Source organism: Fusobacterium varium (genome assembly GCA_021531615.1).
Taxonomy (GTDB): domain Bacteria; phylum Fusobacteriota; class Fusobacteriia; order Fusobacteriales; family Fusobacteriaceae; genus Fusobacterium_A; species Fusobacterium_A varium_C.
Genome location: JADYUE010000008.1, coordinates 51,445 through 72,693, shown reverse-complemented (window position 1 = coordinate 72,693; position 21,249 = coordinate 51,445). Strand labels below are relative to the sequence as shown.

Here is a 21,249-nt window from a genome sequence, read left to right as displayed (position 1 = left end):
CACCATATTGGGCATTATGGGTAACATTTTCAGGAAATTCAGATATTGATTTTTTATTGCAATGTGGGCAAGTTTTTAAATGTGCCTGATATTCAGTAACATTGATTTTAATTTCAGGAATATCAAAAACTTGACGAGTTTTAACTTCCTCTATTTTAACATCTTTTAAGTTAGCAGCACAATGAGGGCAAATCTCATTAGGAAGTTCAATAACGAAATCAGGATTATCAACTTTTTCAAGAGTAGAACCTTTATGACCGATTTGCCCGCCTGATGCTTTGCCACTTTTCTTTCTCAACGATCTGTTTTTATCTTTTTTTTTACCAAATTTATCAGAAGATGGAGGAAAACTGCTATTAGAACTATTCATTCCAAGTCTAGCTTTAAGCATAGCATTTTCCCTTTTTAATTGTTCATTTTCGATTTTTAACTTTTCAATTTCTTTTCTAAGTTTGGCGATTTCAAGTAACAAATCTTCAACTTTAATTTCCATAAAAGTTCACCCCCTCTTTTCAAATTTTACTTTGATATTGTAGCATATTTTTTGACACAAAAAAAGACCCAAGCCCATTTTTTTTGAACTTGAGTCTCAAATTTTAATTTATAGCTGAGTAGTTACATAGATAGTTACATGCTTAAAACAAAAGGGTATAAAGTTCATGCTTTATACCCTTCTCTGTTTTATTCTTCCTCTTCTCCTGAGAAAACAACTTTACCATCTATAATAGTATATTCAACTTTAGCATCTACTTGTAGAGGATCATTTGACCAAATAACAATATCTGCATCTTTACCAACTGTTATAGATCCTATTCTATCTTCAAGTCCTAAAATTTCAGCTGGATTGATAGATATAGCCTTTAATGCTTCCCATTTATCTAAACCATCTTTAACAGCTAGAGCAGCACAAAGTGGTAGATGGTGTAGAGGTATAACAGGGCTATCAGTAGTTATTGACATTTTTATTCCAGCTTTATTTAAAACTCCAGCAGTTTTAAATGATTTATTTACTAATTCAACCTTTGTTCTATGTCCAAGGCTTGGTCCTACTATCATAGGGAAATTTTCTTCAGCTAACTCATCAACTATACATCTAGCATCTGTTGAGTGATCTAATGTCATCTTAACATCAAACTCTTTAGCTATTCTAATAGCTGTAAAAATATCATTAGCTTTATGAGCATGAGCTTTTAAAGGTATCTCTTTTTTGAATACAGGGATAAGAGCTTCCCATCTAGCATCATAAGCTGGTTTTTTAGAGATATCATCTCCAGCAGCCTCTAATTTTTCCATATATTCCTTTGCTTTATATAGAGCCTCTCTCATAAGAGCGGCTGTTCCCATTCTAGTTGTAGGCATCTTACCTTTAGTTCCATAAAATCTTTTTGGATTTTCTCCAAATGCACATTTCATAGCTATTGGAGCTTTTATAATCATCTTATCTATTCTTTTACCAAAAGTTTTAACTGCTGCAAATTGTCCACCAATAACATTAGCACTTCCAGGTCCAGTAGCAACTGCTGTTATTCCACCTTGATAAGCTTCTTTAAATACTCTATCCATAGGATCAAGAGCATCAATAGCTCTCATTTGAGGAGTGATAGGATCTGATTTTTCATTTACATCATCATTTTCAAAACCAACACTATCTCCCATAAGTCCTAAGTGACAATGAGCATCAATAAATCCTGGAGCAACTATCTTACCTTCAGCATCAATTACACAATCATCTTTTTTTGCTCTGATACTTTTTTTAATTGCAACAATTTTTCCATCTTCTATTGAGATATCCTTTTTTGCACTTTTAGATTTTTCTACATCAAGTACAGTACCATTTTTAATAATAAGCATATTTAAAACCTCCCAATATGTATAATAAGTATATTTTATAACAAAATTAAAAATAAAGCTAGATATAAGAATTAAATTGCATAAATATAACGAATAAATAATATAGTTATATATACCTATAAAATAAGGAGGAAAATATTATGAAAACTAGAGCATTAGAGAAGTATGAACTAGAAAAGGTTTTTAACTATATTAAAAATGGAGGTTATAGAAATGGTGTGAGAATAAGAGCGAATCCACAAATTTATCTCATATGTTTTATACAATTAAATACAGGATTGAGAATAGGTGACGTATTAAATTTAAAAGTGAGGGATATAACTAATGAGAGGATAGATATAGTTGAACAAAAAACAGGTAAACGTCAAAATAGAAAGATCAATGATGAGGTAGTTGAAATTATAAAGGATTACTGTAAGAGAAAAAATATTAGTGGAAATGATAATCTGTTTACTTTTTCCATAAGATGGGTACAAAAGTTTTTACAAAAAGTTTCTAAGTGTACAGAGGTTGAAAATTTTTCTACCCATAGTTTTAGAAAAACATATGCACATATCCAATATATTAATAACAGATATAATATTGAATTGGTAATAAGGCTTCTTAATCACTCTTCAGTAGTTGTAACACAAAAATATCTAGGAGTTACGGATAATGAAGTAAATTCAGCATCACAGGAGTTTAAAATAATTTTGTAACATATAGTTTAATTTTATTTGATATTTGTTAATTTTATGTTAAAATCACTAAAAAATATAAAAAAAATTAATTTTTTTATTTACAAATCCCAAAATAAAGGGTATATATATAGTATAGGCAAAGAAACTAGAAAATAGGGAGGCAACTATGACTAAAAAAGAATTTGTTGAATTATATGCAGAAAAAGGTGGATTTACTAAAAAAGAAGCTGAAAGAGCAGTAGCATTATTTCTAGATACAGTAGAAGATACACTATTAAATGGAGATAGTATTACTTTTGTTGGTTGGGGAAAATGGGAAGTAAAAGAGAGAGCAAGTAGAGAAGTTAGAAATCCTCAAACTAAAGAAAGAATGACTATTCCTGGTAAGAAAGCTGTTAAATTTAAAGTTGGTAAATTATTAGCTGATAGAGTAAAAGAGATGTAATTAATTATAAAGCTAAAATTTAGGACTACACTCATATATAAAGGGTGTAGTTTTTTAATTTCCTTAAACATAAAGAAAGGCTGAAAAAATTTTAAAATTCTTTCAGCCTTAATCTAAGTTAAAAATTAATAATTGATAACAGAGTAATTTTAATCATCCCAACACTCTGTATTTTTTAATTCTGGAATACTATTAGCTTTAAATACTGGATCTTTTCCAGCTTTTCTCTGTTTTTCATAATCTTTGATAGCTGCAAAAGCAAATTTAGCAAGAACTGCTATTGTTAATAGATTCATTGTTGCCATTAGTCCCATAAACAGATCTGCTAAGTTCCATACAAATGGCAAATCTGTGATACAACCATATAAAACCATTAGAACAACTGCAACTCTATAAACTGTTAACCAATTTTTATTAGCTTTTATAAATTCAATATTAGTTTCTCCATAATAATAATTCCCAATTACTGATGAAAATGCAAAAAACAGTATACAAGCAGCTATAAATATTGCTCCCCACGAACCAACTTCAGAAACTATTGCATCTTGAGTTAATTGAATTCCAGTAACATTTCCTGAAGTGTACCCTTCTGAAATTAGTATTATAAAAGCTGTACAAGAACAAATTATTACTGTATCTGTAAATACTCCAAGAGCTTGAACTAATCCTTGTTTAACAGGATGAGATACATCTGATGTAGCTGCTGCATTTGGAGCAGATCCCATTCCTGCCTCATTTGAAAATAATCCTCTCTTAATTCCTTGCATTATAACAGTTCCAAATAACCCTCCTGTCACTGGTTTCAATCCAAATGCACTAGAAAAAATCAGTGATAAAATAGAAGGGATCATAGCAATATTTTTTATAACAATAAATATTGCTACTAAAATATAAGCTACTGCCATTACTGGAACTAATACTTCAGCAACATGGGCTATTCTTTTAATTCCCCCAAAAATAATTACAGCTGTAACTACTGCTAAGACTATTCCTACATAAAGTTGATCAATTCCAAAAGCTTTATTAAAAGCTGAAGCTAAAGTATTTGATTGGACTGAGTTAAATACTAAACCATATGTTATAGAGATAAGTATTGAGAAAACAACTCCCATCCATCTCTTTTTTAAAGCTTTCTCCATATAGTAAGCTGGTCCACCTCTAAAATGATCTCCATCTTTTATTTTATACATTTGAGCTAATGTACATTCAACTAAACTTGAACACATTCCAATTAAAGCTATAAGCCACATCCAGAAAACTGCTCCTGGTCCTCCAATTACTATGGCAATGGCAACTCCTGCAAGGTTTCCTGTTCCTACACAAGAAGCTATTGAAATACAAAAAGCTTGGAAAGAAGAGATTCCGTTTTTACTTTTTGAATTTTTCCCCCCTAAAAGTCTAAACATTTCCCCAACATATCTTACTTGAATAAATCCTGTTTTGATTGAGAAATAAGTTCCTAAAACTAAAAGCAATGCAATTAGCACATAGGAATACAGGAGATTATTCACTGTTCCTATGATTTGAGATATTTGTTCCATAAATTTCCTCCTTCAGTTTTTTTACTTTTTACATTAAACAAAAAATATATATTTTTATATTATATCATAAATATTCTTACTAGCTAGTTTTTTTCTATTTTTAATTAAAATTTATTTTTTACTACAAGATATTAGAAATGCTCTTTTAATAGAATTGAATAGTGGATATAGCAGGAAGAAATTATAAAAAAGTGCTCTATATTTTTTTTATAAAAATAAAAAGAGGCTGAGCAAATCAATGATACTAAATCATCAATTTACAACAGCCTCAATAAAAATCTATTTAACTAATTCAAGTTCTACTGGCACATTCTTTTCAACAGCTTGTTTTTTAACTATCTTATCAGCAACTTCAACACCGATAGCCCCTATTTCAGCAGGTTTTTGTGCAACTGTTGCAGCAAGTTTACCCTCTTTTACAGCAGCAACAGCATCATCAGTAGCATCAAAACCAACTACAAATATATCTCTTCCAGATGCTTCAATAGCTTTTAATGCTCCAAGTGCCATCTCATCATTGTGAGCAAATACAGCTTGAATTTCAGGTTGAGCTTGTAAAATATTTTCCATTACATTTAATCCTTTTGTTCTATCAAAGTCAGCTGCTTGTTTAGCTACAACTTCAAGTTTTCCATTGACAGCTTTATTAAATCCAGTTCCTCTATCTCTTGCAGCAGTAGTACCAGGGATTCCTTCAAGTTCTACAACTTTACCCTTTCCACCAAGTTTTTCAACTATGAAGTTTCCTGCCATCTCTCCACCTAATACATTGTCAGATGCTACGTGTGATACAACCTCTCCACCATTTGCTGCTCTATCAAGAGTAACTACTGGAATTTTATTTCTATTAGCTGCTTTAACTGAACTTACAACTGCATCTGAATCTGTAGGGTTGATAAGTAGTACATCTACACCTTTAACTAAAAGATCTTCAACGTTTCCTAACTCTTTAGCTGGGTTATCTTGAGAATCAAGAACTATTAAATCGTGTCCTAACTCTTTAGCTTTAGCCTCTGCTCCCTCTTTTAATGTAACAAAGAATGGGTTATTTTGTGTAGAAATTACAAGTCCTATTCTTTCAGCTGATGCAGATGCTGCAAATGCTAAAAATATTCCTGCCAATCCAAATAATTTTTTAAATTTTGTCATATCTACCACTCCCTTTTATTTGTTAGACTTCTTGTCTATTAAAACCGCAATTAATATAACAGCTGCCTTTATCATCATTTGATAGTATGATGATACATCTAGTAAGTTAAGAGCATTTCCAAGTACACCTATTATTATAGCTCCCAATGCTGTTCCTGTGATCTTCCCAACCCCTCCAGCTAGAGAAGTTCCACCTAAAACAACAGCTGCAATAGCATCAAGTTCATATCCAGTTCCAGCAGTAGGTTGAGCAGAGAACAATCTTGATGTTGTAATAATTCCTGCTAATGCTGCAAGAACTCCTGATATACCATATATCCATATTTTTATTTTATTAACTTTGATACCTGAAAGTTTTGTTGCCTCTTCATTTCCACCAATAGCATAGGTATATCTTCCAAATCTTGTATTTGTTAAAATATAGTGTCCTACTACAAATAGTATAAGTGTTATATAGATAGGAATTGGTATATTAAATAGATACCCTCCTCCTATATTTTCAAACAATGCACCACCATCATTAACAGTAATAGGTTTACCATTTGTAAATACAAGTGTCGCCCCTCTCAAGAAAGTCATTGTTACTAATGTTACTATAAATGCTTGTAACTTCATAACTGAAACTAAAAATCCATTTACTATTCCAAAGAACAGCCCTAAAACAAGAGCAACTAATAAACTTAAAACAGGATTTATTCCTGAACTTAGCATTGCAGCACTTACTGCTCCACAAAATGCTAAGATAGATCCAACTGATAGATCTATTCCCCCAGTAAGAATTACAAATGTCATTCCTATTGCTATTACAGCATTGATAGATGATTGTCTAAATACATTTAATATATTTGCCACTGATAAAAATCTTGGATTGATAGCTGCTACTATTGCTGAAAAAAGTATAAGTCCTATCAAAGGCTTATTCTTTAATATCTTTTTAATCATTTTTTCCTCCTACTGCACATCTCATAATCTTCTCTTGAGTTGCATCTTTTCCTAAAAATTCCCCAGTTATTTTATGGTTATGAATAACTAAAATTCTATCACTAAGCCCTAAAATTTCAGGCATTTCAGATGATACTATAATTATACTCATTCCCTTTTTCTTCAATTCATTTATAACATCATAGATCTCTTTTTTAGCTCCAACATCTACACCTCTAGTTGGTTCATCTAAAATAAGAATTTTAGGATTAGTTAAAAGTGCCTTTGCAATAGCAACCTTTTGTTGATTTCCACCACTTAGATTTTTAATTTTTTGCTCCATAGTAGGAGTTTTTATCTCAAACTTATCAATATAATCTTCAACTGATTCTCTTTCCAATTTTTTATCTAATTTAAAGAAAGATGATATAAAATTCATTGCTGAAAGTGTCATATTTTCTTTAACACTCATTCCTAAAACAAGTCCATCTCCCTTTCTATCTTCTGAAACATAAGCTATTCCCTTAGCGACTCCTTCAGCAGCAGATCCCATACTTATCTCTTCACCTTCAAGATAGATATGTCCAGAATCTTTCTTTAGATGTCCATATATTGTTCTTACAAGCTCTGTTCTACCAGCTCCCATAAGTCCTGATATTCCCAGTATCTCACTTTTATGTAGAGTAAAAGAGATATCATTAACATAACTATTTTTTAGATTTTCAACTCTCAATACCTCTTCTCCCCTAGGGATTTCAACTCTAGGGAACTGCTCTTCAAGAGTTCTACCAACCATATTTTTGATTATAAAATCTTCATTTATATCCTTTACCTCTGCTTCGCATATAAACTTTCCATCTCTCATTATCGTTACATCATCACATATCTCTGGAATCTCTTTTAATCTATGTGAGATATACACAATACTTTTATTTTCATTAGTCAACTCTCTAATAACTTCAAAAAGACTTTCAGTTTCACTATCAGTAAGAGCATCTGTTGGCTCGTCCATTATTATAATTTTAGCATTTTGAGAAAGTGCTTTAGCTATCTCAACCATTTGCATCTTTCCAATAGTTAAATCTTTTACTAGAGTTTTTCCATCTTCCTTTACATTTAATTTATCTAAAAGAAATCTAGCCTCTTTTGCCATTAACTTAGAATCTATCTTTCCAAATTTATTTGTAATCTCTCTACCTAAAAATATATTTTCTGTAATACTTAATTCAGGTATAAGATTTAGCTCTTGGTGAATAACAGCAATTCCTTCACCTTGTGAATCATTGATACTTTTAAAATCTACCTTTTTCCCTTTTAGTTCAATAGTTCCACTATCCATTTGATAGATACCTGTCATTACTTTTATAAGAGTAGATTTTCCAGCTCCATTTTCACCTAGTAGAGCCATAACCCTACCTTTATATATATTTAGTTGAGCTCCATCTAAAGCCTTTACCCCAGGAAATGTCTTAACTATATCTTTCATCTTTAAAACAATCTCTTTATTCATAGATCTCTCCTAAAAAGTAACTCCTGATTTCAATATTATATTAGCATAAGGTGAACATTCTCCAGTTCTTACAATAACTTCACTTTCATGAGTAATTTTTTTAAATTCCTCATGTGATACCTCAATTATTTTTGGATCCATTCCAGCCTCTTTAAATGCTTTCATAATTGCAGCATACATAGGGATATTGTGATCATGTATCTCCCTTGCTAAAATTATCTCTTCCACTTGCATCTCACTTAATATTGGTTTTAGTACTTGAATAAAATTTGGTGTTCCTGCTTCAATTGCTAAATCTATTCTTTTTACATCTTTTGGGATTGGCAAACCTGCATCACACACAGTAATATGAGCTGTATGCCCTATTTTTGCAATCTCATAAGAAAGTTCACTATTTAATAATCTACCTTTTTTCATTATCTTTTCACCCCTTTAAATTCATTTACCTCTTCTAATGTAGGAATAGAACTTTGAGCCCCTATTCTTGTAACTGCTATTGCTGATACTTTAGTTCCAAATTCTATTGCTTCATCTATATTATCTCCATTTAAAGCTTTAACAAAACCACCAATAAAACTGTCACCTGCTGCTGTTGTATCCACAGCTTTTACTATATATGCACTGTGAAACTCTGATTTTTCTCTATTTACATGTAGTGACCCTTTGCTCCCTAGTGTAACAATAAGTTCTTTAACTCCCATAGCTAAAAGTTTTTCACAAGCTGCTTTTATCTCCTCTTCAGTATCAGTAGCCATTTTAGTAATCATACTTAACTCAGTTTCGTTAGGTATAATAATATCACTAGACTTTATCATCTTTTCACTTAAAGGAGCTGCTGGAGCAGGGTTCAATATAGTTATCTTTCCAAACTCCTTTGCTTTTTCAAGAGCATATTCAACTGTTGATAAAGGTAGTTCCAATTGAGTAACAACTATATCTGCATTTTTAATTACATCTATATGTCTATCAATGTAATCTTTATCCACATCCATATTAGCTCCAGAAACAACAAGTATTCTATTTTGCCCATTTCCTTCAACTATTATCTTAGCTATTCCAGTAGAGCTTTCAGATCTCTCTATATACTCAGTATTAACTCCACTATTTTTCATAGAGTTTATAAGATCATTTCCAAAAGAGTCGTTACCAACCTTTCCTAGCATAGTAACTTCTGTTCCTAGCTTACCAATAGCCACTCCTTGATTTGCTCCCTTACCTCCAGGAACTTGAAAAAATTTATCTCCAAAAATAGTTTCTCCAGCCTCTGGTACTCTCTGACACATAGTGACTAAATCCATATTTATACTTCCAACTACAACTACTTTTTTCATCTTATTCATCACCCTCTTTTAAAATCGGTTCTATATATATTTTTTTTCTCTTGTTTTTATCAGTAAAAAATAGTTCAAATACCTTTTCTCCCATTATATTTAATGGAATTTTACAAGCTAAAACCTCAATATCAAATATATCTAAAATATCTAACTCCTCAAAACAAGCAAGATCAATATCTTTTTTCATCTCTCTAGTTGCTTTTAAGAAACCTAATAACATAAGGTTATTTGATGAGAATAGTGCAGTAGATGAAGTTTTTAAAATCTCTTTTCCTAAACTGTATCCACTATCAACTAAGAAATCTCCCTCATATATATCCTCTTTTGAATAAGGAATCTCCATATCTTCGTGAGCTTTAATATACCCTCTTAATCTCTCTTGAGAAGTAATCGAGTTCAAATCTCCAGTTAATATACTAATTTTTCTATGCCCTTTCTCCAGTAATTTTTTTACAACTTTGTATGCTCCATTGAAGTTATCTAAAAATACTCCTGGTAATTCAAATGAAGTTGTATCTCTATCTAAAAGTAGAACTGGAATATTGTGATTTATCAATGATTCAAAAGGGTTATTATCATATGTCCCCTTGATTAAAACAGCTATTACTCCAGCAATTCTTTCTCCCAATATATTTTTTATAGCTTTTTTCTCTTGCTCTAAATCTTCAGAGGTGTTATATAGTGCAATCTGAAATTGTGTTTTAGAAAAAGCTTTACATATCTCCTCTACAAGTGAGGCAAAAAATGGGTTACTAATATTTGGAATCAAAAGAGCAATTGTTTTACTCTCCATCTTTGATAAATTCCTAGCTATTGCATTTGGAGTATATCCACTTTTTTCTACAAACTCTAAAACCTTTTTTTTAGTTTCAGGATTTATATTTTCGCTATTGTTAATAGCTCGAGAAACAGTGGCTACTGATATTCCTAATTCTTTGGCAATATCCTTCATATTCATAAAAATCACCATTTTTATTTTGTTATGTAATCGTTTACAATATAATATTAATCTACACTCTTCACTTTGTCAATAGAGAAAGATTAATAATTTATATGATGTACATTATTGAAAATTATTTCAATAAATCATAGAAAATTTTTATATTATTTTTGATTAAATAATTCTAAAAGAGAAAAAAATTAATAAGATATTTTGAAAAAATTACATATCATATTAAATTGTATAGAATATGGAACTAAAAAAATATATGTAAGAAAAGTGTAATTAATTAAAAAAATATGATACAATATAGATGAGAATAAATTTTATATTTTAAGGAGGAGAAGATTTTGAATAAAATAATAAGTGACTATCATCTGCATAGTGAGTTTTCAGGAGATTCGACACAAAATATAGAAGAGATAGTTAAAGAGGGAATTAGATTAGGTCTTGAAGAGATAGCTTTAACAGATCATCTTGAGTATGATATAGAGGGAATGACTGACAACTGGATTTTAGATGTAGATAGATATGCAAAGAGAGTTTTTGAGTTAAGAGAAAAATATAAAAAAGATATAGATGTTAAATTTGGTGTAGAAGTAGGAGTACAACCACACACTAAAGATTATCTTGAAAGTGTTATAAAAAAATACCCTTTTGATTTTGTAATAGCCTCAAGCCATGCTATTGATAGAGTGGATTTAGCATTTGGAGAGATTCAAGCTGGAAGAACAAAGGACGAGGTACACAATCTATATTTTGAATATGTTTTACAAAATATTGAAAAATACAATGAATTTAATGTGTATGGACATATAGATTTTGTTACAAGATATGGTGGAGAAAAATTTAGAGGTTTAGATTATAAAAAACATTTTGATATAATTGATGTTATCTTAAAAAAATTAATAGAAAAGGGAAAAGGAATAGAAGTTAATACTTCAGGTTATAGATATAGAGAGGATAGATTCTATCCTTGTACAGATATTTTAAAAAGATATTATGAATTAGGGGGAGAGATCTTAACTATTGGATCAGATTCTCATATAAAAGATTATATGACTATGGATTTTGATAGAGTATATGACTTTTTAGAAAGCATAGGTGTAAAATATATATCTTCCTTTGATAAGATGCAACCATCATTTAAAAAAATAAAGTAAGAGGTGAAAATTATGGCTTATGAAGTTAGTAAAATAACTCTTGATGAGGTAATAAAATCATTTATTAAAACTGCTAAAAAATTAAAAGGTGATTTAGTTGTTTACTGTTCTAAATGGGAAGAGGAGTATGTAGTTAGAGATATCAGAGATTTTTCTAAATTAAAGATTAGAAAAGGTGATGTTATTGATGCTACTGTATATGTAGATGATGATGACGAATTATATGATGAGTTTAGATTAGGAGAGGGAAAAGACGATTTAGTGGTAAAGAAAAAGTATTTAAAATAGTAAAATAAGGGTTGCTTTAATTAAAAAAAAATGTTAGAGTGTAGACAAGACTATTTTAAATAATTAGGAGGGATTGTTAATGTACAAAAAATTAATGACACTTATAGCAGCAGGAACTTTATTAGTAGGTTGTAGTTCAGTAGAAGAAAAAAAGGAAGCAGTAGCTGAAAAAGCACCTCAAGAATATCATTTAACTAATAAATACCAAAATGCTGATATTACAATTGCCTTTGAAGATGGTAAAGTATTTGGATTCTCAGGTGTAAATAGATATTTTGGTGGAGCTGTAATCAATGGTGAAGATCTTGATGTAAGTAATGTAGCATCTACTATGATGGCTGGACCACAAGATAAAATGGCAGCTGAAATGGAATATCTACAACTTTTAAGTGAAGCTGATAAAATTCAAATGGAAGATAATAAAATTATAATTACAACTAAAGATAATCAAGAACTTATATTTGAAGCAAAATAAAAGATTTTAGATAGTTAAATTGTAATATAATAATAAAGGGATACTTCGGTATCCCTAAAATAAAAAATGTTAGAAAGAGGTTTCTCTTTTTGACATTTTTTTAATTGAAAAATTTTAATAAAAAGGAGAATATAATGGCTAAAAGTATTAGTTTGGGAAAGGATTCTATTACTAAATTATTTTTAAATTTTTCTATTCCTGCTGTTACTGGAATGATAGTTACTGCTCTATATGCTATTGTAGATGGTGTGTTTGTTGGTCGAGGTGTGGGAGCAGAGGGATTGGCAGCTTTAAATCTCGGCTATCCAATTATAAATTTTGGTGCTGCTCTTAGCCTTATGTTTGGAATAGGGGGAGCAACTCTTATATCTTTAAATCCTAAAGATAAAGAGCATTGTAACAGATGCTTTTCATATATTATCATATTAAATGTCACTGCTTATCTTTTGATACTTTTAGCAGTACTTGTTTTTAATGAGAAGATAATATATCTTATGGGGGCTAATGATAACCTTATGCCTATAGTAAAAAAATATATGTACCCTTGTACCTTTGCACTGGGATTTCTAATGATTTCCAATTCACTTAATGCAGTAGTAAGAAATGATAAATCCCCTACTTATGCTTTTTTATCAATGGTAATTGGTGCAATTACAAATATATTTTTAGATTGGCTCTTTATAATGAAATTTGAATGGGGAATATTTGGTGCTGCTGTGGCAACTGGAATAGGGCAATTTGCCTCTATGCTATTTTTAATACACTACTTTTTAAAACCTGGTTCAAGATTTAAATTCTATTTTGAAAATAGAATAAAATTTGAAACTTTGAAAAAGATATGGAGCATAGGATTTCCATCATTTATTATGGAGTTTGCTGTGGCATTGATCACAATACTATTTAATATCTCATTTATGAAATATAGTGGAGAGATGGGAGTTTCAGCTTTCTGTATTGCTGGCTATGTGTTCTATATATTTAGAATGTTATACAATGGGCTTGGACAAGGTATTCAACCAATAGTAAGTTACAACTATGGAGAACAAAAATTTGATAGGGTTAAGGAAACTTACAAGATTGGGCATATAGTAGCCTTTGTTATAGCTATTATCATATTAATATGGGTAAACTTCTTTGGAGATAGTGTTATTAAGCTGTTTAGTGAAGATGGAGAACTTGTTAAAATGGCATGGCATGGATTGAGTTTATATTCATGTGCTATAATCTTTGTTGGAGCAAACTTTGTTGATATATCATTTTTACAGTCAAAAGATAAAGCAAAGGCAGCTAATATACTTTCAGTTTTAAGAAGTACAGTTTTTGTTATATTAGGTCTTTTGATTTTGCCACCTCTATTGGGAGAAAATGGAGTTTGGTTAGCTTTTCCTTTCTCTGATTTTATGACTTTCCTTTGTGGATTGATTTTAAAAAGAAAAGGGGATATATTTTAAGAAAATTACACCTAAAATCTTATCTTAAGGTTAAGGGTGTATTTTTTTATGCTCTTTGCTAAATAGTGTTGAGAAAGAAATTTTTATCAAAATCTAAAGTATAAAGATTTTGAGGAAAGTTTTATGAAAAGTCAGTTTCTCAACAGGATGCTCCAAATACTGATTGTGTTATTTGGAATAAGTTTTTTTACTTTTAGTCTTATCTATCTTTCTCCTGGAGATCCAGCTGAAATAATGCTCACTGAGTGTGGAAATATTCCAACTCCAGAATTGTTAGCAAAAACTAGAGCTGAATTAGGATTAGACAAACCTTTTTTAATTCAATATGGAAATTGGCTGTTAAAATTTTGCAAAGGCGATTTAGGTTACTCTTATTCAATGAAAGTACCTGTTGCAACAAAATTATTTAGTAGCTTTATTACAACATTAAAATTAACTCTTTCATCATTGGTTTTAATGATGGAAAAAAATTAGAGTTAAATTTTGTAATATATACAAGTAGAGAAGAGTTAAAAATCTATGCTCAAGCTGCTCAAATAAGCCTTAAAGAAGTTGGAATCAATGTGAAAATAAATACTGTTAGTTATGAAACACTATTGGATTTAAGAGATTCAGGAAAATTTGATCTTCTTATTTGGAATGTTCTTGTAGCTAATACTGGAGATCCTGAAAAATATCTACGTGAAAACTGGTATAGCAAATCAGCTACTAACCAAACAGGATATAAAAATGAAAAAGTTGATGAATTATTAGATAAGCTTGCCTCTGAATTTGATGAAGAAAAAAGAAAAGATATGATGATAGAGATTCAACAATTAATAATGAATGATATCCCTACTATATTCTTTGGATATGAAACTACATATTTAATAACAACTAAAAATATAGAAAATGCAGTTATGTTTCCAACTGATTACTATTGGATAACAAATAAAACAAATATAAAATAGGAGATAAATTTATGTTAAATATTACTAATTTAACTATTCAATATGGCAATAAAGTACCAGTAGTAAATAACTTTAATCTTTCAGTAAAAAAAGGTGAAATAATAGGAATAGTCGGAGAGAGTGGAAGTGGAAAAACTACTGTAATAAAAAGTATTATTGGAGCTTTAAATAAAAATAGTAAAATTTTAAGTGGAAGTATTCTTTTTGAAAATGAAGAGATCTTAAATAATTCTAATTTAAAAAATAAACATGGAAAAGATATAACTATGATCTTTCAAGATAGTAGAAATACATTAAATCCAATTAGAAAAATAGGTGTTCAATTTATTGAGTATATCCAAGAACATTCAAATTTATCAAAAGAAGAAGCTAAGGAAAAAGCTATATTAATGTTAAAAAAGATGAATCTTCCAACTCCTGAAAATGTAATGAACAGCTATCCCCACCAATTAAGTGGGGGAATGTGTCAGAGAGTGGGAATTGCAATAGCTATGACCTTTAATCCTAAAGTTCTTTTAGCTGATGAGCCTACTAGTGCCCTTGATGTAACTACTCAAGCTCAAATAGTAGAGGAACTTTTGAATTTAAGAAAAAACTATGGTACAACTATTCTTATAGTGACACATAATTTAGGAGTTGCTGCTTATATGTCAGATAGAATTATAGTGATGAAAAAAGGAGATGTTTTAGAACAGGGAACACCTCAAGAGATTATAAACTCACCTAAAAGCGATTATACAAAAATACTGTTAAATTCTGTTCCAGGAGTTGAAGAAAAATATGGAATCTAATAATAAAGATATAATTTTACAAGCTAAAGATGTAACTAAAATATTTAAAACTCCAAATAATAGATCTTTAACAGCTTGTGACAAAGTTAATATAGATTTGAAAAAAGGAAAATGTTTCGGTATTGTAGGAGAGAGTGGATGTGGAAAATCAACTTTTGTAAGAATGATTATGCACCTTGAAAATATTACATCTGGAAGTATTGTTTATAAAAATCAAGATATATCTAAATTTAACAAACATGAGATATGGTTAAATAGAAAAAATATTCAAATGATATTTCAAGATGCAATGTCTGCCTTTAATCCTAAAATGAAAATAATAGATATTTTAACAGAGCCACTTCTAAACTATGGGTTGTTAGATAAAAAATTAAAATATGAAAAAGCTAAAGAACTATTAAATATGGTTGAACTATCTGAAGAATATTTAGAATTATATCCGCATAATTTAAGTGGAGGACAACTTCAAAGAATAGGAATAGCTAGAGCAATATCTTTAGAACCAGAAATATTAATTTGTGATGAAGCTACATCTGCCTTAGATGTTTCTGTTCAAAGTAGTATTATAAAACTTTTAAGAAAACTTCAAAAGGAAAAGAATTTAAGTATTCTATTTATTTGCCATGATTTAATGTTAGTTAAGTCTTTCTCTCAAGAGATTGCTGTTATGTATTTAGGGAATGTTGTTGAAGTGATGGATTCAGATAAAATGCAAGATATAGCATTTCATCCATATACAAAAGCTCTTTTAAATGCAGTATTTACTTTAAATACATTTTCTGAAAATAAGGTAAAATTATTATCTGGAGATGTTCCCAGCCCTCTAGATGTTCCAAAAGGTTGTCCTTTTGTAAATAGATGTGAATATGCTATGGAAATTTGTAAAAATGAGAAACCACTATTAAAAGAGATTGAGGTAAATCATAAGGTAGCATGTCATTTGATAGAAAAAAAGGAGGAAGAATGTTTAAACTAGGAAATATTACTTGTAATGTGGGAGAAAAGTATTCTGGTTTTTGGAAGATAGATAACTATAATATTCCTGTTACTGTTATTTATGGAAAGAATAAAGGAAAAACTATTTGTATATCTGCTGGGATCCATAATTGTGAATATACAAGTATTCAAGCTGCTATTGATTTAGCAAATGAATTTACTCCAGAAAATATAAATGGAATTTTAATAATTTTACATACAATAAATTATTCTGGTTTTTTTAAAAGAGTTTCAAGAATAGTTCCAGAAGATAGTAAAAATTTAAATAGAGTTTTTCCTGGAGATGAAAATGGAACTATATCTGAGAAGATAGCTTTTACTTTTTCAAAATATCTTTATCCTCAATTAGATTTTTTTATTGATGTTCATGGTGGAGATCTATTTGAAGAGGTTATGCCTTTTATTTATGCTCCAGGAATAGGAGAAAGGGAGATTATAGATTTTTCCCATGAAGTTGCATCTAATATTTCTCTTCCTATAAGAGTTAGATCAAAGGCAAGTACTGGTGCTTATAACTCAGCTGCTATCCAAGGAATTCCAGCTTTGCTTATAGAGTTGGGAGGAAATGGAAATATAAAAAATGAAAATCTTATTAAATATAAAAAATGTTTAAAAGAGTTTTTATCTTATTTAGAGATTATAAAATATGATTCTTTAGAAAAAATAGAACAAAAAGAGATAATAGAGGCTAAATATCTTGAATCTCCTTGTGATGGATATTGGTATCCTAAATTTAAAGCTGGAGATTTTATAAAAAAAGGTGATATTTTAGGAGAGATTAAAGATTGTTTTGGTAATGAACTTTACACTTTTAAAGCAGAATTTGATGGAATTATTTTATATCAAACAATTAGTTTAGCTATTCCTAAAGATGATCCTTTAGTTGCATATGGAAAATTAGATAAATAATGATTATTAGGTTATTACACTTTTTACATGTAATAACCTTTTTTATTATCCTTTTCTCCTATTAGATAAAATATTTAAAAAATTAACAAGTAAATTTAAAATAAAAAATAAACTTAATTATAGAGATAATTGATAGAGATTATTTTTTATGCTATAATCTGTTAAGAGGTGAGTAATGAAAGTAAATATAAATAATATAATTATCTCTTTAGAAAAAAATCAAGATAAAGAGTTAATAAAAGAGATAGGTAAAAGAGGTATAAAAAAAGAGAATATAGAGAGAATCATTTGGAATAAACGTTCTATTGATAGTAGAAAGAAAAATGATATTAAGTTTATCTATTCAATAGAGGTTGTTTTAAAAAATGATATTGATCTATCTAAATTAAAAGATGTAACTATTGCAAAGGAAAAGGAGATTCCAAAACGTGAGCCACTTTTTAATAAAAAAGAGGTAGCTGTTATAGGAGCAGGACCAGCAGGACTTTTTGCAGCTCTTAGATTAGCTGAATATGGATATATTCCATTAGTATTTGAAAGGGGAGAAGAGGTAGATAAGAGAGATATTACAACAAATAACTTTATAAACTCCTCTGATATCTCAGATCTGAAAGCTCTTAATTCAGAATCAAATGTGCAATTTGGTGAGGGGGGAGCAGGAACATACTCTGATGGTAAACTAAATACTAGAATAAAAAGTGAGTATATAGATAAGGTATTTAGAGAGTTGGTAGCTTGTGGAGCTCAAGAAAATATTATGTGGGATTATAAGCCACATATAGGAACTGATGTATTAAAAGTTGTAGTTAAAAATCTAAGAGAAAAAATAAAGAGTATGGGTGGAAAATTCTATTTTAATAGTAAAATGGAAAATCTACATATAAAAGATGGAAAAGTTATAGGAATTGATATTCTTAGAGGTTTAAAAGAGAGAGAATATTATTCAGTGGACTCTGTAATTTTAGCTATAGGGCACTCTTCAAGAGATACTTATAGAATGTTACAGGTAAAAGGTGTACATATGGAAAATAAACCTTTCGCTGTTGGAGTTAGAATTGAGCATCTTAGAGAGGATATTGATAAGATGCAATATGGTAAATTTGCTGGAAATCCTCTATTAGGAGCTGCTACATATAGTGTAACATATAATAATAGAAAAGAGGATAGAGGAGTATTTTCTTTCTGTATGTGCCCAGGGGGTGTAGTTGTAAATGCTGCATCTGAAACTGGTGGGACATTGGTAAATGGTATGAGTTATTCTCAAAGAGATGGTAGATTTTCAAACTCTGCTATTGTTGTAGGGATAAAGGAAAATGAATTTGGTGAGGAGCTGTTCTCTGGTATGAAATTCCAAGAAAAGCTTGAAAGAAAAACTTTTGAGATTGGAAACAACTATGGAGCAGTATATCAAAATGTAATGGACTTTATGAGTAATAGAGAGACAAAATCAGAGATAGAAAGTAGTTATGATATGAAGATGAACTCATATGATATAAATAAGCTTTTCCCTCAATTTATAACTAATAATATGAAAGCTGCTTTTGAAAATTGGGGTAAAAATAGTTACTTTATCTCTAATAGGGTTAATCTAATTGCTCCAGAAACTAGAACCTCTGCTCCTGTTAAGATAGTTAGAGATATAAAAGGAGAGTCTATAAATGTTAGAGGGTTTTTCCCTATAGGAGAAGGGGCAGGATATGCTGGTGGAATAATGAGTGCAGCAGTAGATGGAATTAAGGTAGTAGATCTAAGCTTTACTAAAACTTGTCTATAATTATAAGGATTTGAAAAATAAATTTTTGTAGATAGATTATATAGTTTTAGTAATTATATTTACAAAATTTATTTCAAGTTCTTTTAAATTTTATATACTTTAGGAGGTATTACTATGAATGAATATGATTTAAATGAACAAAGAGATGAATATGGAAATTTTGTAGATCGTGCAGAGGTAACAAATGGTTTTTTAAGAAAGGTATTTCTTAATATGATAGTTGGGATATTGATTACAACAGCAGTTCCAGCTTATGTATTTTTCTTTAATCAAAGTTTACTTTACACTATTGTACCTTACTTTAAGATAATAACTTTTGCTGAATTAGGACTTGTATTTTTCTTAAGTTTAGGTATAAACAAGATGTCATCTGGAACAGCTAGACTTATGTTTTTTATCTATTCACTTATGAATGGTATTTTATTCAGTAGCCTTGCATTTGTATTTGATCCTATAAGTATACTATATACTTTAGGTGTTGCTCTTGTAATGTTTGTTGTAATAGCAGTATATGGATATACTACTTCAGAAGATTTAAGCCACTATGGAAAATATTTGATGACTGGACTTATCTCTATTATTATAATGTCACTAATTAACTTCTTTATAAAAGCACCAATGCTTTATTGGGCTGGAACTATATTAGGTATAGTTATATTCTCAGCTCTTATAGCTTATGATGTAAATAGAATTAAACGTCTAGCTTATAATATTGCTGGTGGAGATAGAGAAGTTATTGAAAAAATAGGAATTATTGGAGCTTTAAATCTTTACCTTGATTTTATCAATCTATTCCTATATCTATTAAGAATCTTTGGAAAGAAAAGAAGATAATTAGGAGGAGAGATGAAAAAAGGAATTTTAACTGTTCTTGCTTTAGTAGCTATTTCTATACCAACATTGGCTAATAGAGATAATCTACAAAATAATCTAGCTGAAATTAATAGCAAGATTATTACACATAGAGGAACAGAGCAATTTAGAGAGAGCATAATATTTAAAAAATTAAATAGAAGAGGTTATAGTGGTAGTAGCCAATATATAGAGGGGATTGGAGAACTGAAATCTAACTATGATAGAGATAATTATAATACAGATTACTCTAGTAAAACAAAGGGATTTTTAACTGGAACTAATAGTACATTTCTATCAAATCCCAATATGATAACTGGTATGAGCCTTGGATATATAAAATCTAAAGTTGATTATAAAGATAGCAATGACAGTGATCAAAAGGTTAGAACATATGGACTTAATGCCTATCTAGCTTATAACTACAATGATTTTCTATTTATAGGAAAAGCTGGTTATGATGAGGGGAAAAATATATTAAGTAGTAACAATATATCTAATATAATATATAGAAGTAAAAACTATTCATTGGGAGCAGAGGCAGGGTATTTTTTTGATATCAATGAGAAGAATATTCTATATCCACATATTGGAGTTAATTGGAATCAATATACTACTAAGGGGCATGGAGATATTTTAGATAATAATGATAGAGTTGGAAGTGGTAACTTAGGTGTAAGTTATTATAGTGAAATATCTGATAAGTGGCTTTTAAATGGTAGTGCTGAATGGAATTATGATTTCAGTGATAGAGCAGATCTTAGAACTAGAGATGGAAAAATTAAAATTCTTGAAACTGGAAGAGATACTGGAGTATTAAGTGCTGGAATTGGTTATTACTTACAAGAGGATTTCTTGGTAAATCTTAGATATTTAGCTTTTGTAAATAAAAACTATTACTATGATATGGTAATGTTAGGATTTACACATAACTTCTAAAAAATAAAACTGTTGAATTTGATAGTTTAAAAATTATCATTTTCAGCAGTTTTTTATTTTCTAATTTTTGAGTTGTATTATAATTTTGTTGAGCAATAAAATATAATCTTTATTTACTTATAATTAAAAGTAATACTAAATAATTTTTAATTTTAATAATTTTAAAAAATAAACCTATAATATATTTTAAGAAAAATTACTATTTTTAAATTATTTATATTTTTTAGTCCTATATCTAAAATTAAGAAAATTATATAAAAAATAATAATCTTCAAAAAACAAAAAAGCCC

At 29.4% G+C, this 21,249-nt stretch carries 21 protein-coding genes and 2 pseudogenes; 14 read left to right on the top strand and 9 right to left on the bottom strand.

What is annotated here, in order from left to right; genetic code table 11:
- Positions 1-493 (bottom strand): IS66 family transposase zinc-finger binding domain-containing protein (locus I6E31_04930; protein ID MCF2639314.1); only part of this gene is annotated, 493 nt, incomplete at its 3' end.
- Between the two features lie 188 nt (positions 494-681).
- Positions 682-1,851, bottom strand: coding sequence for an amidohydrolase (locus I6E31_04925; GenBank protein MCF2639313.1), 1,170 nt, complete (start codon positions 1,849-1,851; stop codon positions 682-684).
- A 140-nt stretch (positions 1,852-1,991) separates the two neighbouring features.
- Here I6E31_04925 and I6E31_04920 point away from each other — a divergent pair, with 140 nt between their 5' ends.
- Entirely contained in the window at positions 1,992-2,549 is a 558-nt protein-coding gene (locus I6E31_04920; GenBank protein ID MCF2639312.1) for a tyrosine-type recombinase/integrase, read from the top strand.
- Positions 2,550-2,697: 148 nt separating this feature from the next.
- A complete protein-coding gene (locus tag I6E31_04915) occupies positions 2,698-2,976 on the top strand; it encodes an HU family DNA-binding protein (protein ID MCF2639311.1) in 279 nt (92 codons plus the stop codon).
- A 149-nt stretch (positions 2,977-3,125) separates the two neighbouring features.
- Here I6E31_04915 and I6E31_04910 read toward each other — a convergent pair whose 3' ends face one another.
- The 7 genes from I6E31_04910 to I6E31_04880 form a co-directional block, all read right to left on the bottom strand.
- A complete protein-coding gene (locus I6E31_04910; GenBank protein ID MCF2639310.1) occupies positions 3,126-4,517 on the bottom strand; it encodes an alanine:cation symporter family protein in 1,392 nt (463 codons plus the stop codon).
- A 279-nt stretch (positions 4,518-4,796) separates the two neighbouring features.
- Positions 4,797-5,666 carry a ribose ABC transporter substrate-binding protein RbsB gene (gene rbsB, locus I6E31_04905; GenBank protein MCF2639309.1) on the bottom strand — a complete coding sequence of 290 codons (870 nt, stop codon included), beginning with the start codon at positions 5,664-5,666 and terminating at the stop codon, positions 4,797-4,799.
- Between the two features lie 15 nt (positions 5,667-5,681).
- Positions 5,682-6,608 carry a ribose ABC transporter permease gene (gene rbsC / locus I6E31_04900; GenBank protein MCF2639308.1) on the bottom strand — a complete coding sequence of 309 codons (927 nt, stop codon included), beginning with the start codon at positions 6,606-6,608 and terminating at the stop codon, positions 5,682-5,684.
- Positions 6,601-8,097 (bottom strand): ribose ABC transporter ATP-binding protein RbsA, encoded by a 1,497-nt coding sequence (rbsA, locus tag I6E31_04895; protein ID MCF2639307.1) that lies wholly within the window; start codon positions 8,095-8,097, stop codon positions 6,601-6,603. Before rbsA ends, rbsC begins: the two co-directional genes overlap by 8 nt.
- Before the next feature lie 9 nt (positions 8,098-8,106).
- The gene (gene rbsD / locus I6E31_04890) at positions 8,107-8,514 is read right to left on the bottom strand and encodes a D-ribose pyranase (protein MCF2639306.1); all 408 of its coding nucleotides are present in this window, start codon (positions 8,512-8,514) and stop codon (positions 8,107-8,109) included.
- Complete coding sequence (rbsK, locus tag I6E31_04885; protein MCF2639305.1) at positions 8,514-9,428, bottom strand: ribokinase; 915 nt, start codon at positions 9,426-9,428, stop codon at positions 8,514-8,516. The genes rbsD and rbsK overlap by 1 nt, the downstream gene beginning before the upstream one ends.
- Position 9,429: 1 nt before the next feature.
- Entirely contained in the window at positions 9,430-10,389 is a 960-nt protein-coding gene (locus I6E31_04880) for a LacI family DNA-binding transcriptional regulator (GenBank protein ID MCF2639304.1), read from the bottom strand.
- A gap of 332 nt (positions 10,390-10,721) precedes the next feature.
- Between I6E31_04880 and I6E31_04875 the strand changes: the two genes are divergently transcribed.
- The 12 genes and pseudogenes from I6E31_04875 (at position 10,722) to I6E31_04820 (ending at position 20,959) form a co-directional block, all read left to right on the top strand.
- Complete coding sequence (locus I6E31_04875) at positions 10,722-11,534, top strand: histidinol-phosphatase HisJ family protein (GenBank protein MCF2639303.1); 813 nt, start codon at positions 10,722-10,724, stop codon at positions 11,532-11,534.
- A gap of 12 nt (positions 11,535-11,546) precedes the next feature.
- Positions 11,547-11,822 carry a hypothetical protein gene (locus I6E31_04870; GenBank protein ID MCF2639302.1) on the top strand — a complete coding sequence of 92 codons (276 nt, stop codon included), beginning with the start codon at positions 11,547-11,549 and terminating at the stop codon, positions 11,820-11,822.
- 79 nt (positions 11,823-11,901) lie between these two features.
- The gene (locus I6E31_04865; protein MCF2639301.1) at positions 11,902-12,297 is read left to right on the top strand and encodes an META domain-containing protein; all 396 of its coding nucleotides are present in this window, start codon (positions 11,902-11,904) and stop codon (positions 12,295-12,297) included.
- Positions 12,298-12,431: 134 nt separating this feature from the next.
- Positions 12,432-13,748: an MATE family efflux transporter gene (locus I6E31_04860; protein MCF2639300.1), complete on the top strand. Its 1,317-nt coding sequence runs from the start codon at positions 12,432-12,434 to the stop codon at positions 13,746-13,748.
- Positions 13,749-13,871: 123 nt separating this feature from the next.
- Positions 13,872-14,210: pseudogene (locus I6E31_04855) on the top strand (ABC transporter permease).
- Positions 14,207-14,698, top strand: a pseudogene (locus tag I6E31_04850) (ABC transporter substrate-binding protein). The pseudogenes I6E31_04855 and I6E31_04850 overlap by 4 nt, the downstream one beginning before the upstream one ends.
- Before the next feature lie 11 nt (positions 14,699-14,709).
- Positions 14,710-15,489, top strand: a complete 780-nt coding sequence (locus I6E31_04845) for an ABC transporter ATP-binding protein (GenBank protein MCF2639299.1) — start codon at positions 14,710-14,712, stop codon at positions 15,487-15,489.
- A complete protein-coding gene (locus tag I6E31_04840) occupies positions 15,479-16,465 on the top strand; it encodes an ABC transporter ATP-binding protein (protein ID MCF2639298.1) in 987 nt (328 codons plus the stop codon). The genes I6E31_04845 and I6E31_04840 overlap by 11 nt, the downstream gene beginning before the upstream one ends.
- Complete coding sequence (locus I6E31_04835) at positions 16,453-17,394, top strand: succinylglutamate desuccinylase/aspartoacylase family protein (protein ID MCF2639297.1); 942 nt, start codon at positions 16,453-16,455, stop codon at positions 17,392-17,394. Before I6E31_04840 ends, I6E31_04835 begins: the two co-directional genes overlap by 13 nt.
- A 175-nt stretch (positions 17,395-17,569) precedes the next feature.
- Entirely contained in the window at positions 17,570-19,168 is a 1,599-nt protein-coding gene (locus I6E31_04830) for an FAD-dependent oxidoreductase (GenBank protein MCF2639296.1), read from the top strand.
- A 114-nt stretch (positions 19,169-19,282) separates the two neighbouring features.
- Entirely contained in the window at positions 19,283-20,002 is a 720-nt protein-coding gene (locus I6E31_04825) for a Bax inhibitor-1/YccA family protein (protein MCF2639295.1), read from the top strand.
- Positions 20,003-20,014: 12 nt separating this feature from the next.
- On the top strand, positions 20,015-20,959 hold the full coding sequence (locus I6E31_04820) for an autotransporter outer membrane beta-barrel domain-containing protein (protein ID MCF2639294.1): 945 nt from the start codon (positions 20,015-20,017) through the stop codon (positions 20,957-20,959).
- Positions 20,960-21,249: the final 290 nt, after the last annotated feature.